The following is a 14,174-nucleotide window of genomic DNA, read 5'->3' as shown; positions in this document are numbered from 1 at the left end:
TGGGGGACTCGAGCTCCCCACCCGAGGATTATGATTAGGCTAGCGCGCTCGCACAGCAGTTTCGGCGTCGAGCGTGGGGTCAATGTTGTAAGCCGATGGAGGTCAAACTTCGGCGCTTATTCACACCGACGCGGCGAGATAGCGGGTTGGTCGTGGCACAGAACGGGATGCAATCAAGCGACCGCCCTGAACGGGGAGCGGTGATCCGTCGATTGGCCACGACGCATTGCCGCGGCACGATCTTCAAATTGAGGTATTCGTGTTTGCACCACGTGACAATCAAAGCGCCGCCACAGTTGCAAAGCCGTGCTCTGAGGCCTGGAGAGCAGCGGCGATGTCGGCCTCGGTATGGGCGGCGCAGAGGAACATGTTGTGCTTGGGATGGAAGTAGACGCCCCTTGCAAGCATCGCGCTGCAGAAGGCCGAACCTTTCCGGTAGTCTGGGTCCTCTTCAAACAAAAGGGTTGGCATTTGCACCGGTCCCGATTGACGGATTGAAAGGCCGAATTGACGGGAACGCGTCTCGAGGCCGTCACGCAACGTTTGCCCGAGCTGCGCGAGGCGGCTCGGAATATTGTCCCTGCGTACGATCTTCAACGTCGCGACGGCAGCAGCCATGGCGACGGCGCCAGCCCAGAATGACCCCGTGACAAAGACCTGGGACGCGGCGCGGCGCAGCCAATCGGCGCCGGTCACGGCCGCCAGGGCATGGCCGTTGGCGATCGCCTTGCTCCAGGCGGACAGGTCGGGCCGAACACCAAGCCCTTCCCAGCTCCCCGCGGCATTCAAGCGGAAGCCGGCGCGAACCTCGTCGATGATCAGCGCGGCTCCCTTGTCGTCACAGATGCGACGCGCCGCACGCGCGAACTCGACGGTTGGAAGCTCCTGGTCGAACCCGAGATCGTGGCGGTACGCCGAAATCAGAGTTCCGGCAAGATCGTCGGCGGCCGTCTTGGCCGCCGCTTCAAGGCTCTCGACGTCGTTGAAAGTAAAGTATCCGAGATGAGCGCGATCCTCCGCCGTCACCCCGAGAAGCGACGGTGAGCACCACGGCACGGCACCATGATAGGCCCCCTTCGCGACGAGGATCTTTCGTCGGCCTGTTGCAGCCCTTGCGATCGTGACGCACGTCGTCGTGGCATCGGTACCGTTCTTCTGGAACTGCGTCCAATCGGCATGGCCGATCATGTCGACGATGAGCTCGGCGAGCTCGACCATGACTTCTGCCGGACCGTTGAGGCAGTCGCCGTCGCGCCGCTGACGCTCGGCGGCTTCCTCCACCTCGGGATGGTGATGGCCGAGCAGATTAGGCCCCCAACTGCACATGAAGTCGACATACCGGTGACCGTCGACATCCCAGAGCACGCCGCCCTCGCCGCGGCTGAAGAATTGCGGGTACGTCTCCGGCAGCTTCGCCGCGTGGAGATGACCCCACATCCCGCCTGGCACAACCTTTTCGGCCCGCGCCCGCAGGGCAGCATCCCTTGTCTTGGTCAATTCCGACACCCTCATCTCCTGTCAATTTTGATATATCATATATTATGTTGTCGGCAACAAGGGAATTGTTGCTTTGCCGGCTGGGGACCGTAGACCCTCATATCGAAGCGTATTGGCGCGGATGGCCGAAACGGCCGAGATCTTTCGGGGACCGAGAATGGCTGATGTTAAACAGAGACCTGGTGAGGGCGGCGTGGGGCCGGTCGCTCGCGACAGCCTGACGAGCCTGGTCTACAACAATCTGCGCCAGGCCTTGATGGAAGGCCGGTTCTGGCCGGGCCATCGCTTCAAGATTCGCGACCTTGCTGCGACCATGAACGTGTCGGAAACGCCCATCCGCGAAGCCCTGATGCAGCTCGTGCGCGGCCGTGCGCTCGAGATGCAGGCGGGACGCTCGATCATGGTCGCCCACATGACGGCCAAGCAGTACATCGAGCTCAGGACTGTCAGGCTGTTTCTCGAGGGCCTCGCCGCCGAGCACGCCACCACGCGCATCTCGGAAGCCGATATCGACAGGATGGAGGCTGTTCACCGCGAACTCATCAGCGCGGAGAAGGAGCGCAGATGGTCCGACGCGGTTCGTGCCAACTGGCAATTCCACCGCGGTCTCTACGATGGATCGGGTCTTCCCGAAGTGCTCGCCATCCTCGACGATATCTGGATGCGCAACGGACCCTTGTTGAATTTCCATTACCCGCACGCCCCCCCGACCTATCCAAACGAACATCAGCACCTGTCCGTTCTCAAGAATCTGCGGCAGCGCCGGCCGGACAAGGTGCGCGAGTCGATCCAGGCCGACATGATGGAGGGCGGCCAGAACCTCGTCCGGTTGCTGGAGAAGCATGGCGGCACGCGCTTCATCACCCCGGCGACCGCCATCGACGAAGACGTCGAGATTGAAGCGACGCAGACGCGCGCCGCACCACCAGCCAGAGCAGCGCGCGCGAAATCCAGGCGTCGCTGACAACCGCTCACGCGGAGCGAGGCGCTGAGAAGCGATCGAGGATGTTGCGGGTGATCCGCTGCGTGAACGGATCGCCGCGCTTCAGCCCCATCACCCATTCGCAGGTCGCCGCCGTCAGCACCTCGCCCTTTCCGCGGGTCATGTGCACCATCATGCCGGAGCCGTATTTGTAACGAGCGAGCCCCTCGGGCGTGACCTCGCCCGTGATGCATTCCACCAGGCCTTCATGGTCGCTGCTGCGCACGTAGTAGCGGAAGCCCTCGCCCGGCGGCTCGTCTTCGGCCAGGACGGCCGGGGCCATCGCCAGGATCTGAATGGTCTCGGGCTGCCCCTCGACCGGCACCGGAAACGGAAGACCGTTGCGAAAGGTGTAGTCCAGCCCGTCGACCTCGTAGGCGAAGATGTGCTGCTTGTCGCCGAAGACATCGGCATAGTGCAGTCCAGTGCCGGCAAACGCCCAATGTTCGGGGCGATAGACGGTAAAGCCGCGTTGGCCGTTCGGCGCGAAACCGCCCCAGGACGCGTAGAGGCCGTGCGCACCGTTCACACCGACCGTCGAGGCGCCGGGCCAACGGACATTGCGATCTTCCCAGGCTGACGTCATCAGACGCGCGCGCTCCGTGCCGACGACCGGGTCCTTGTGGATGGCTTTGAACTTGTAGCAGACTTGGCGCCTGCCCTCCTCCTCGAGCCGGATCTGCCACAGGAAGTTGGCACCGAAGCGCGCGAGCCGCCCGCCGCCCTCCACATAGCGCTCGATCGCCTCGCGCATCTCCCAGGTCCAATACTCGTCATGGCCGATGATGGTGACACAAGAGTAGGCATCGAGCAGCTCGGGCCGGTAGTGAAGATCGGTCTGGGTGATCATGTCGAGGGCGTAGCCTTCCTTCTGCGCCCAGAGCACGAAATGCCGGTCGAACTGAGCCCAGCCCGCCGCCGCGTAATACTGGCCAAAGCCGTTGGCGAACGCCCACTCCTTCATCGGATAGCGCGGCGCGTCTCCCATCTCGGGTGCGGGATTGGCGCAGATGCGCGGCGCGCCTGGCGGCAGCCAGACCACGCCGCGCGTCCATGGTCGCTGCAGCGACAACACCGCCGAGGGCTCGTCTCTGCCGGGACCCTCGACGCCGAAATAGTGATTGGCACCGCCGAAATCGTTGTACGCGGTCCAGGTGCCGGTCGGTAGGATCATCAGGATCTTGGCGCGCCGTGTCTTCTCCGAGGGGCGCACGACGAAGAAATGATGCTGGACGAAGCGGGCCCCGTTCGTTCGCTCGCACGACGAGACCACGCGGTAGAAGCCCGAGCGCAGATCCGTCGGCAATTTCCAGCGATGAGCGACGGGCCAGTTGCAGCCAGTGCGATACGCATCTGACGGCGTGGCCGTGAACACGCCCACTAGCGCGTCCATCTCATGCACCATCTCGGGTTCGAGATCATCGCGATAGATCTGCAGCCGCCAGACCTTTGCCGTTGCGGACGAGCGAAAGACGATTTCGTCTCCGGGGTCGTAAGACATCGCATCGGTATAGGTGTAGACCTCGGCCACGGCGGGATCGCCGCGCGGAGCTTCGTACCAGGGTTGGCTGCCCCAGTGCTCGTCCGCATGCATCGGACGCGCCCTGCGAGGAGCGACGTTGAGGGCTCCCAATTCCGGGGCTTGAAACTCGCGCTTGTCCGGCATGACAGCCTCCCTGGTTCGAGAAACCATCTCTGGCGACGAGATGGAAATTCTTGTTGGGCCGAGGTCCAGCCAGCCCTCTAGGCTTCGGCAGGCACGACGAAAGGCCGTGGATCAAGAAACCGGTTCACGACATTTGCCGTAATGGTGCTGATGTTGTTGTCGTAGTTGTTGTGGCCCAACGACATGCCATAGGTGATCGATCCGGTCGCAAAGACGGCGCCACCATGGGCAGTTTCGAAGAACACCATGTCGGCGCGCACCAGCGCGTTCTGCGTACCGTCGAGTCCATCGACCACGGTGCGAAACTCCTCTGGTGTCGGCAGCGCGCCCGCGCCCAATCCTTCTGAAGTCGCGATCCGCAACGCATGCGGCGGAGTTCCGAGCTCGAGATCGTAGCGGTCGATCTCACTGCCGACAGCACCATTGTAGCGAAATCCAAAATCACCGAACTTCTCGTGGCGGCCCGTGCCCTCAAAAATGAACGCGACGCGCGCATCCTCACTTTCGACAGTCCGCAAATAGTAGCCGCAGGTATCATTGATCATGGCCGAGAACCCGACGCCGACAAGCTTTTGGGGTGCAAAGCCCGAATGCCGCCACAGCGAGCCCGGCTCGCCGGTGCCGGCAAGATGAACTTCGCCCGGTTCCGATTCCCAAGTGCGGGTTCCGGCCATGCCGCGGCGAACCTCGAGCGCGGCGGCCGCGGCCGGATGAAAGCCGCAGCGCCAATAGAATGCATTGCCCCCCATCGAAATGTGCCGCCCGCCGGCGTTCTGATACGCCATGATCGCGTTCATCATGTTGAAGCTGTAATACTCGGGATGGGTCGGCGTCATCATGACCCGGTAAGGAGCAAGCGCCCGCGCGCCTTCCCGATCAAGCTCGACATCCGTGATCAGGTCGTAAGCGACCCCCTTCTCCTCGAGCCAGTCGAGGATATGGGTATCGTTGATCAGATTGAACCAATAGCCACGCGGGCGCATGTTCAGGACGGGCCGCAGCCAGGAGCTGTATGCTCGCCCCGAGCCGTCGACGTGGCAATCATAGGTCGATTGGCCGATCTCCGGGTTCTCCTGCATGAAGACGTCGTCTTGCGGCAACCATAGAACATGCTCCATCAGCGTCTCGAAATGAACCTGATAGAGCCGCAGCGCGCTGTTGGCGTAGGCCAGGTATGTCGCAACCGAAGCGACCACGACGAGATCTGCACGCCTGGACGTCTTGCCGGGCGTCACAAAGAAGGTGACGTAGCTCTCGCAAGCCACGTCGGGGCTGTCGCCGCCCGGGGTCAGCCGGAGCGCGTAGACTCCTGACCGCCAGTGGGCCGGCACATCGAGCGTGCAGGTGGTCCGCCACTCGCAATCGTAGATGTCGTCGCTGTGGAAATGAATCGCCGCATATTCCTGCGGCGACAGCCGCCAGTCGTGGACGGATCCGGACCAGTGAAAGCCGGTCACGCCCCTGCGCGGCAACTGGCGAAGGCTGCCATGCAGGCCGTTCGGCGAAAGGTCCTTGATCGCCAGTGACGAGATTCCGTTCGAGAAATCCCAGAAGGCCACAAGCCCGGCATCGCTTGCTCCCGTCCGCTGCCGGCCGTCGAAGACACGCAGCGCCTCAGCGTCCAGCGGACGCGAAAAGACACGAGGCGCCTCGATCTTGCCGTCGAAGTGCGAGGTATATTGGCGATCGTCGTTCAGATGATGGGCCGCGATCAGAAACGGCAGTCCGGAGTCGAGCGCGACCGCTTGCGGCAGGGCGAACGATTTCGAATAGGCGGCCGCCGGCCGAACGCCGTCTGCCGGAACGATCAGCGACACCGAGGCCGATCCCTGCGCAAGGTCAAGCGCGCACGATACGAACGACCAAGCGCGTAGGCGCAGCTTGACGTCGAGGGCAAAACGGGCCGGCGCACCATTCGCCTGGCCCAGCACCAGGACCGGATGCCCCTGCTCGTCGAGTTCGAGCGCATAGCCACGCGCCGAGCGCTCGCACCAATTTCCCATCACGGCTTTGGCATTATCCACGATCCGCGTCGGATACACATAGGCTCCGAAACACCAGTGCCCGCCGGTCGGGACCAGCGCGCCACCGTGGTCAACGACGGCGTTTGATCCCGGGCGGATCGGTTGGTCGAGGCAGGCATGCACACCGTCAATGTGGCTCGTCATTACCTCATATTTGAAGCCCGGGCCGTTGGCATCGACATCGCCGCAGCGCAGTCTGAGCACCTCGACCTTCACGCTCGGCTGCTTGCTGCTGAGCTGGAATCTGACGGCCTCGCCGGCCGGCACGCTGATGCGATCCGGATAGCCGAGATACTCGTTGGTCCTATAGATCACCGGAGACCTCCGCAGGCAGCGTCGTTCCCGTCATTTCCTGCCAACGCAGCTTGAAGACGTGCCACTCCGCTTCAGCGAGAGAGGTGAAGACGCGATCATCGACGAAAGGCATGGGATCGCCCCGACGCTTGGGGATGCGCGACAGCCGCCAGGCTTTCCCAGGTTCGAGCACGATCAGGACCAGCCGCCCTTGCGGCTTGCCCCATCGCATCCGCGCCAACAGCTTGCGAAGTTCCGGACTGTGCACGCCGAGCGGACTTGCACGGAACTCCTTGACGAGATCGAGCCTTCCGGGATCGATCATGTAGCGCATCGCACCGGGGTCACTGGTGTGATCCATGGGTCGGTCCTCATCTTGTAACGCGAACGGCGGACGAGGCTGCCGGGGATCAGCGGGTCAGCCAGGCGATCCACCGCTCCCGCAGTTCGTTGCGGTGTTCGCCGATCCAGGCGAAATCGGGCTTGACCAGCTTCTCGTAATTCTCCGGCGAGGTCGCGTAGAGATTGCGCTCCTCCGGCTTTAGCAGTTCGATGGCCGACTTGCTGGCTGTCGCATAGTTGACGGCGCGCATGAACGGCACATGTGCATCTGAGCTCGCATAGAAGAAGTCGAGATAGGCCATGGCGGCATTGAGGTCAGGTGCGCCCCTGAGGACAGCCATGTAACCGGTGTCGCGAATGGCCTGATCCCAGGACATGGCGACCGGTACGCCCTCCTTCACGACGGCGAGCGCACGGCCTGAGTAGCTCATGGCCATGACGACCTCGCGACTGCGCATGATCTGCTGCACCTGGTCGCCTGTCTTCCACCACACCGCGACGTTTGGACGGATCTCATCCAGCTTCTTGTAAGCGCGATTGAGGTCCAGCGGGAAAAGCTGCTCCGGCTTGACGCCGTCGGCGAGCAGCGCGGCGACTGGAACCCACCAATCGCTGTCGCCGGTATCGGGCAGTCCTCGCGGCCCGGGAAACTGCTTGACGTCCCAGAAGTCCGCCCACGTCTTGGGCGCCTTGTCCTTGAACGTCTCGGTATTGTAGGTGATCAGCATGCCGCCCGTCGTGCGGGCAACACCGTAGGGCTGACAGGCGTCGGAGACGCCGAACTTCTGGACGCTCGGCAATTTCGCGCAGTCGATCTTCTCGAGCATGTCAGTGCGTCCGACCAGGTCGGGACCTGTTGCCGTGACGATGTCGAACTCCACCTTGCCGGTTCGCTGCATCGCCTTGGCGCGCGCCCACTGGTCGGGGACCTCGATTGCGACTGGGACGATCTCGACATTCTTGGCCTTGTTGAAGGGATCATAGAAATACTTCGCGAGGGTGTTGCCCATCAGGCCACCGGTCGTGGCAATCACCAACTGGTCTTCCAACTTTTCAGCGGCCGCCGGCAACGCTCCGCAAAGAACTGAAGCAAGCACCAAAACTGCCGAGTTCCACGTCCAACCTGTTTTCAACATCGAGGGTCTCCTCTCTGGCTTCTACCTGGCTCGCGACTGGGTGACGCTGCGGGATCTGAGGACATGGGCTCCCAGCAGAATTAAAATGGACAAGACGATCAGCAGCGTCGCAATCGCGGGAATCACCGGCGTCAGATTCTGCTCGATGTCTTCGAACATGCGGCGCGGCAGCGTTTTCTGACGCACCCCGGACAGAAAGAACGACACCACCGGCTCGTCGAAGGAGATGATGAAGGCAAACAGCGCACTGCTGGCGAGGCTTGGCAGGACAAGTGGCAGCGTGACCAGGCGGAAGGCCTGGAAGCGCGTCGCACCACAGCTCATGGCCGCCGCCTCCAGACTGGCATCGACCTTTCCGAGGGCCGCGGCCATCGTGAAAACGACGAACGGCAAGGTGAGCACTGTATGCGCCAGCACGAAGCCGGGAATGGTCCCGGAGAGTCCGATCGTCTGAAAGAACAGATAAAGGCCGACGGCAAGCGCGATATGCGGCACGATGATCGGCCCGATCAGAAGGATCTGGAAAGCGGTAACGAGCCGGCTGCGGCCACGGATCATGGCATAGGTCGCGGCTGTGCCGATAATCGACGCGAAAAGAGCGGTCAGCAAGGCCACCTGTACGCTGAGCAAGGTAGCTGCACGCCATTGCCTGCTGTCAAAATATTCCGAATACCATTTCAGCGTAAAGCCGGACGGCGGAAATGCCAGATAGTCGTTCTGGCTGAACGACATTGGAATGACGATCACCAGCGGCACGATGATGAAGACCAGCACGGCATAGACATAGGCCCCCAGCGCGAGCGATCCGCGGTCGGTTGGCGGTTTCACGAGGCATTCCCCATCAACCGGTCGAACCGGAGCGTCTTGCCGAAGACGATCGCCAGCAAGGTCACGAACACGGTCAGCACCCCGACCAGCGCGGCCGCGAACGGCCAATCGAGCACCTCACGGATTTGCTTCGAGACGAGCGTCGAGATCATCATTTCCTGCGGCGAGCCGAGCAACGCGGGCGTGATGAAGAAGCCGAGCGCCGTGAGGAACACGAGCAGCGAGCCGGAGACGACGCCTGGCAGGCTCAGAGGAAGGATGACTTCCAGAAAGGTCCGCAGGCGCGTTGCGCCGAGCACGGCGGCCGCACGGCCATAATCGTTCGGAATACTGCGCAATGCGCCGTAGATCGGCAGGATCATGAACGGCAAGAGCACGTGCGTCATGGCGATGACCACGGCGCTCTGGGTATAAAGCAACTTGAACGGCTGTGAGGTCAGACCGAGAGCCATCAACGCCGAATTGATCAGCCCGTTGCGCTGGAACAGAAAGGACCAGGCGGCGGTGCGCACCAGGACGCTCGACCAGAGCGGCAGGATGACGCAGACTGCGACAAGGGCTGCGACTGTCCCCTTTGCCCGGCTCATGTAATAGGCCACCGGGAAGCCGAGGAGCACCGACAAGGCCGTCACCAGCGTGGCGGTCCAGAGCGTGCGCATCAGGACGCGCAGGTGAACCGGATTTTCGACGACGCGGGCGTAGTTGTCCAAGGTCGGATGCGGCTCGAGGACACTGATCATCAAGAGCTGCAGGATCGGATAGACGAAGACAAAGGCGATGATGGCGAAGAATGGCACGAGCAGCAGCAGCGTCGACAGGCCGCTCAGCCGGCGGCCGTCGGAATGCCAAAACTGTGAACGTCCCGCCTCCGTCATTGCCGCTTCCCTCGGTAGAGCAGCATCGCCTCCGCGGGAATGGTGAAGGACGCGATGTCGCCCGGGACCAAGGAGCTGAGCTGCGAAGCCCCGGGGATTCGCGCGCGGATCTCGGTGCCGTCAGGCAGACGACCTATCAGCAGCAGGGCTGCGCCGGCATAGACAATGTCGCTCAGCGTCACGGTGACGACTTGCCCGGCGGAGTTGGCGCCGAGTTGCAACCGCTCGGGCCTCACGGCCAGCACCGCGGCTTCGCTGGCTCCCACCGGCTCGACCGCCGCCGTGGCCGGCAGGCGCCAAGTTTCGCCCCATGGCAGCGCCACCGAGACATCGTCGCCGACGCTTTCGACCGTGACGTCGACGAAGTTCATCTCGCCGATGAAGCCGGCAGTAAAAAGATTCGCGGGCCTTTCGTAAAGCTGGCGCGCCGGCCCGATCTGCTGGATCTTGCCATCCTTCAGGACGGCGATCCGGTCGGCCATCGTCAGCGCCTCGCTTTGGTCGTGGGTGACGAAGATGACGGTGATACCAAGCTCGGCATGCAATCGCTTGATTTCGAGTTGCATGTCTTCGCGCAGATTCTTGTCGAGCGCACTGAGCGGCTCATCCATCAGGAGGACGCGTGGCTGATAGACGATCGCACGCGCAAGCGCCACACGCTGCTGCTGGCCGCCGGAAAGCTCATTCGGACGACGATGGCCATAGCCTGCCAGACGCACGGTCGCGAGCGCGGCTTCGGCGCGCGCATGACGTTCAGCTGTCCGCAGACCGCGCATCTTCAAGGGAAAGGCGACATTGTCGAGGATCGACATGTGAGGAAACAGTGTATAGTTCTGGAACACCATTCCCAGGTTGCGCCGGTTCGAAGGGACATAGGTCAGGTCTTCGGAATCGACGTGTATGGTGCCGTTGGTCGGGAATTCGAATCCTGCAACGCTCATCAGGATCGTTGTCTTGCCAGAGCCGCTCGGTCCGAGCAGGGCGATAAACTCACCGGCAGCAATATCGATATCGACGCCGTCGACGGCCGATACGGCACCGAAACGCTTCTCCAGGCGACTGATGCGGATCGATGCGCCCGACGCCGATTGTCTGGCCGATGCAATATTCACGGAGTCTCGTTTCCTCTTCCCTTGCGTCGGTGCAGGGCGCCGCCCTTCCACTCGATCTTCAGTCGCCACGCATTCTCCTGCTCGATATAATATTTGATATATCAGGCTAGCGCGCGATGAGCCGCGCGACAAGCGCCATCTGCGCATCGAGCATCGGCTTTCCGCCGACGATCTTTGCGCCTTGTGCAGCCGCCCTTGCGAGAAGCTGCGTGACAGCAGGATTGACGATGATGTCGCTGACGGTCACGGCCGGACCTATGCCATCAATGTCCAGTGGAAGCGGATCATCCGGTTTCATGCCGAGCGACGTCGTATTGACGATGAGATCGAATGCGCGCGCCTCTGTGCGCCCGGCGCTGACCTTCGTCGCGGGAAAATGGGCAGCCACGGCAACCGCGAGCGCGCGGGCTTTCTCGTCATCCCGGTTCATGATCATGAGTTCGCGCGCGCCGGCCTCCGCCAAGCTGAATGCAGTTGCGCGCCCCGCGCCACCAGCGCCGACCTGGAGCACCTTCCGATCGCGCACGGCAATGTCATGCTGAGCAAGGCTGTCGATGAATCCCCTCGCATCCAGATTGTCGCCGACAAGACGCCCTTCGGCCGTCCGCTTGACGAAGTTGACCGCGCCGATGAGCCGTGCCGTCGGCGTAATCTCATCCAGGTGCTCTATCACGCAGGTCTTGTGCGGGATCGTTACGCCGAAGCCGTAGACGTTGCGCATGAGCCTGATACTTGCAACGACGTGGCCGAGGTCGCCAGGCAGGACATGGATCGGCGACACCGCCAGATCGTCGCCGATCGATTCGAAATAGGCGTTCATGACCGCGCTCGCCCGCACATGATCGATCGGGTCGGCGAGCACGAACATGATCTTGGTCTTCCCGGTGACCTCCACGGAGCTGTCCTTCTCAGGCCGGCAGTGAAGCGCGACCGTAACTGCCATAGCGCTGGACCACCCGCGCCATCTCATCGTCGGCAAGGATCGCGGGCGCGCCGGCCTGACAGGCCAGCAGATACTGTCGGGCGAGGGTTTCGAGCTTCACGGTGAGGTCGAAAGCCGCCTGCAGGTCTTTGCCGACGGCAATCATGCCGTGGTTCGCCAGCAGGCAGGCCTTGCGCTGTTTCAGCGCTGCGACGGCGCCATCAGCGAGAGCCCTGGTGCCGAATGTGGCGTAGGGCGCACAAGGCACGTCGTTTCCGCCAAAGCTGGCGATCATGTAGTGGAACGCCGGAATTGACTTTGCGAGGCAGGACAGCGCGACGCAGCAGTCGGCATGAGTGTGAAGCACCGCGTTCACATGCGGATAGGCGTTTAGAACAGCCAGATGCATGTGCCATTCGCTGGAGGGCAAGCCGTCTCCGACCACCGTTCCGTCACGCTTCAACCGGACGAGACCGTCAATCGTCGTGTTGCTGGTGTTGCCGCCCGTCGGCGTAATGAGAATGTCCTCTCCGATGCGACAGCTGACGTTTCCACTGTTGCCGTGGTTAAAGCCCCTGGCCTCCAGGCGGGCCACGATATCCAGCAATGATTGCCTGAGTTCGCGTTCGTTCACTTGACTCCCTCCGGATTCAACATCGCTTCGAGCGTTGTCGCGAACAGATCGACGGGACCGAGCTTGCCGGACTTGAGGCAGAGGGCCAGCGGGTCGTCGTCCTCAGTCACCGCGATGCCGATGCCGGGTCCGCCATAGGGACCGACACGCAAACGTCGAATGCCGAGCTGCTCGACGATCGCACCGGAGGTCTCGCCACCGGTCACGACGAAGCGCCGCACGCCGATCTCGCGAAGAGCGACAGCGAGCCGACCAAGAATGGTTTCAGCAAGTCGCGCTGCGCCTTCACGGCCGTATCGTTCTTGAGCTATTTTTACGGCCTCGGGCACCTCCGACGTGGCGAAGCCGACAGGACCATCGTCCAGCCGTGGCCGCGCCCAGTCGAGCGCATCGCCAATAGTCGCCGCCACATCCCCAGCATTCAGGAGATCGATACGAAGCACGGGATGACTCTTCTCGAATTCAGCGAGTTGCTCCAACGTCCGCTCGGCGCAACTCCCGGCCAGAACCACGCCGCCGCCGCCAACCGCGCGCAAGCCCGGTGGTCTTCTGACCGCGGGGATGAGCCCCCTCGCCTTCCATATATCAGGATAGTGCTGCACGATTGTCGCATTGCCCGTCATCAGCTTCCAGTCGCAGGTGAGCGCGGCAAGCGTATCGAGATCCCGATCGTAGATCGCGTCCGCGATGAAGTAGCGGATACCTCGAGCCGCCGCTTCCCCAATGGCACGTCCAGCCGGATCAGAGCCGGCGCTCACCAGGGAATGCGCCAGAAGGCCAACCCTGGTCCGCGTTTGGCGCTGCAGAACCCGGACCAGATCAGGATCGGTCATCGGCGTCAGCGGATCATTGCGTTTCGGCGAGTCTGAGATCAGCTCGGTCCCGAGAAACAAATGACCATTGTAGACGGTCCTTCGAAGAGTCGGAGAAGCCGGGCAAAAGACGGTGTATTCGGCGCCGGTCAGCCTCATTAGCAGATCGGAGACCGGGCCGATATTTCCCTGGTCGGTGGAATCGAACGTCGCACAATATTTGAAGAAGACTTGCCTGACATCCCGCGCAAGCAGTGCCCGTGCAGCCCTCTCCGTCATGCAGACGGCTTCGCCCGCGGGGATCACCCGCGTCTTCTGCGCGATAACGATAGCCGGCACATCGCCGCAGCTGCCGACGAGATCGGGGTCGGTGACAAATCCGCATTCGATGCCGGCAGCGACCAGCATGGCGGCCGTTTCCATGCCGCCCGTCAGATCGTCCGCCACCACTCCGAAGATGAGCGTCGTCATGCGTCTCGCAGATCCAGTGCAACTCCTGCAGTCATGATACATGATATATCAAATATTAGCAATAGCTCACAACCACGCAAAGGGTCCCCTAACTTTCGATCGCGAAGCTTGCACTGCTAAAGGTCCGCCATATCGCTGAACCCTGCTCCCCGGCCGCGCACGCTTTTGCTGACGCGGCGGAACGTACCCCGTCGCAGGCGCTAAGATGGCGTGGTGCCTCGGCGATGAAAAGGAAAGAGATCGAATAGTGCTCGATGTGCCGAACCACGCCGGCGAGCGGAATCACATTGACGAGCGACGCCTCGGAACCAGACATCCACGGCCAAATGAGATTAATCGCTTCGACCTATGGGTTGCCGAACAGCCTTGACACACGAGGGGTCGACTCGCGCACATTAGCTGGTGGCAATTTGTTCTCAGCAGTTGCCGTCTCCGACGCGGCGGTCACCTGCGAACTCGCGCGGCTGGTGCAAGATGACGGAGAGAGTGGGAGTCAAACCACGTTCAACTGTTCCGTATCGAGCAGTAAGACTGCTTGTAAAGATCGCCCACGCCCTGCTATCGGAAGTTCAGATCATG

At 62.2% G+C, this 14,174-nt stretch carries 11 protein-coding genes and 1 pseudogene; 1 reads left to right on the top strand and 11 read right to left on the bottom strand.

Annotation, left to right across the window (positions count from 1 at the left end; genetic code table 11):
• Positions 1–279 precede the first annotated feature (279 nt).
• Complete coding sequence (locus XH89_RS14020) at positions 280–1,437, bottom strand: aminotransferase class III-fold pyridoxal phosphate-dependent enzyme (protein ID WP_371825230.1); 1,158 nt, start codon at positions 1,435–1,437, stop codon at positions 280–282.
• A gap of 217 nt (positions 1,438–1,654) precedes the next feature.
• Between XH89_RS14020 and XH89_RS14015 the strand changes: the two are divergent.
• Positions 1,655–2,359, top strand: a pseudogene (locus XH89_RS14015) (GntR family transcriptional regulator); the annotation flags it as partial.
• 109 nt (positions 2,360–2,468) lie between these two features.
• On the opposite strand, the gene XH89_RS14010 reads toward XH89_RS14015, so the two are convergent.
• The 10 genes from XH89_RS14010 to otnK form a co-directional block, all read right to left on the bottom strand.
• Positions 2,469–4,145, bottom strand: a complete 1,677-nt coding sequence (locus XH89_RS14010; RefSeq protein WP_246767830.1) for a N,N-dimethylformamidase beta subunit family domain-containing protein — start codon at positions 4,143–4,145, stop codon at positions 2,469–2,471.
• Positions 4,146–4,222: 77 nt separating this feature from the next.
• On the bottom strand, positions 4,223–6,484 hold the full coding sequence (locus tag XH89_RS14005; protein ID WP_194467609.1) for a N,N-dimethylformamidase beta subunit family domain-containing protein: 2,262 nt from the start codon (positions 6,482–6,484) through the stop codon (positions 4,223–4,225).
• Positions 6,474–6,824: a hypothetical protein gene (locus tag XH89_RS14000; protein ID WP_194467608.1), complete on the bottom strand. Its 351-nt coding sequence runs from the start codon at positions 6,822–6,824 to the stop codon at positions 6,474–6,476. Before XH89_RS14000 ends, XH89_RS14005 begins: the two co-directional genes overlap by 11 nt.
• A 49-nt stretch (positions 6,825–6,873) precedes the next feature.
• Entirely contained in the window at positions 6,874–7,941 is a 1,068-nt protein-coding gene (locus XH89_RS13995; RefSeq protein WP_194467607.1) for an extracellular solute-binding protein, read from the bottom strand.
• Between the two features lie 21 nt (positions 7,942–7,962).
• On the bottom strand, positions 7,963–8,769 hold the full coding sequence (locus XH89_RS13990; protein WP_194467606.1) for an ABC transporter permease: 807 nt from the start codon (positions 8,767–8,769) through the stop codon (positions 7,963–7,965).
• Entirely contained in the window at positions 8,766–9,644 is an 879-nt protein-coding gene (locus tag XH89_RS13985; RefSeq protein ID WP_246767829.1) for an ABC transporter permease, read from the bottom strand. The genes XH89_RS13990 and XH89_RS13985 overlap by 4 nt, the downstream gene beginning before the upstream one ends.
• The gene (locus XH89_RS13980; RefSeq protein WP_194468473.1) at positions 9,641–10,750 is read right to left on the bottom strand and encodes an ABC transporter ATP-binding protein; all 1,110 of its coding nucleotides are present in this window, start codon (positions 10,748–10,750) and stop codon (positions 9,641–9,643) included. Before XH89_RS13980 ends, XH89_RS13985 begins: the two co-directional genes overlap by 4 nt.
• Before the next feature lie 112 nt (positions 10,751–10,862).
• A complete protein-coding gene (locus tag XH89_RS13975) occupies positions 10,863–11,624 on the bottom strand; it encodes a shikimate dehydrogenase (RefSeq protein WP_246767828.1) in 762 nt (253 codons plus the stop codon).
• 40 nt (positions 11,625–11,664) lie between these two features.
• Complete coding sequence (locus tag XH89_RS13970; protein ID WP_194467604.1) at positions 11,665–12,312, bottom strand: class II aldolase/adducin family protein; 648 nt, start codon at positions 12,310–12,312, stop codon at positions 11,665–11,667.
• Positions 12,309–13,595 (bottom strand): 3-oxo-tetronate kinase, encoded by a 1,287-nt coding sequence (gene otnK, locus XH89_RS13965; protein WP_246767827.1) that lies wholly within the window; start codon positions 13,593–13,595, stop codon positions 12,309–12,311. The genes XH89_RS13970 and otnK overlap by 4 nt, the downstream gene beginning before the upstream one ends.
• Positions 13,596–14,174: the final 579 nt, after the last annotated feature.

This window comes from Bradyrhizobium sp. CCBAU 53340 (assembly GCF_015291645.1).
GTDB lineage: Bacteria > Pseudomonadota > Alphaproteobacteria > Rhizobiales > Xanthobacteraceae > Bradyrhizobium.
Note: the sequence above shows the minus strand (reverse complement) of the source record. Positions and strands in the feature narration are given on the sequence as shown.

Excerpts from the sequence above, each read along its gene's own strand:
- XH89_RS14010 (WP_246767830.1), bottom strand. The coding sequence starts at position 4,145 with ATGCCGGACAAGCGCGAGTTTCAAGCCCCGGAATTGGGAGCCCTCAAC.
- XH89_RS13975 (WP_246767828.1), bottom strand. The coding sequence starts at position 11,624 with ATGTTCGTGCTCGCCGACCCGATCGATCATGTGCGGGCGAGCGCGGTC.
- XH89_RS14000 (WP_194467608.1), bottom strand. The coding sequence starts at position 6,824 with ATGGATCACACCAGTGACCCCGGTGCGATGCGCTACATGATCGATCCC.
- XH89_RS13985 (WP_246767829.1), bottom strand. The coding sequence starts at position 9,644 with ATGACGGAGGCGGGACGTTCACAGTTTTGGCATTCCGACGGCCGCCGG.
- XH89_RS13995 (WP_194467607.1), bottom strand. The coding sequence starts at position 7,941 with ATGTTGAAAACAGGTTGGACGTGGAACTCGGCAGTTTTGGTGCTTGCT.
- XH89_RS14020 (WP_371825230.1), bottom strand. The coding sequence starts at position 1,437 with ATGTGGGGTCATCTCCACGCGGCGAAGCTGCCGGAGACGTACCCGCAA.
- otnK (WP_246767827.1), bottom strand. The coding sequence starts at position 13,595 with ATGACGACGCTCATCTTCGGAGTGGTGGCGGACGATCTGACGGGCGGC.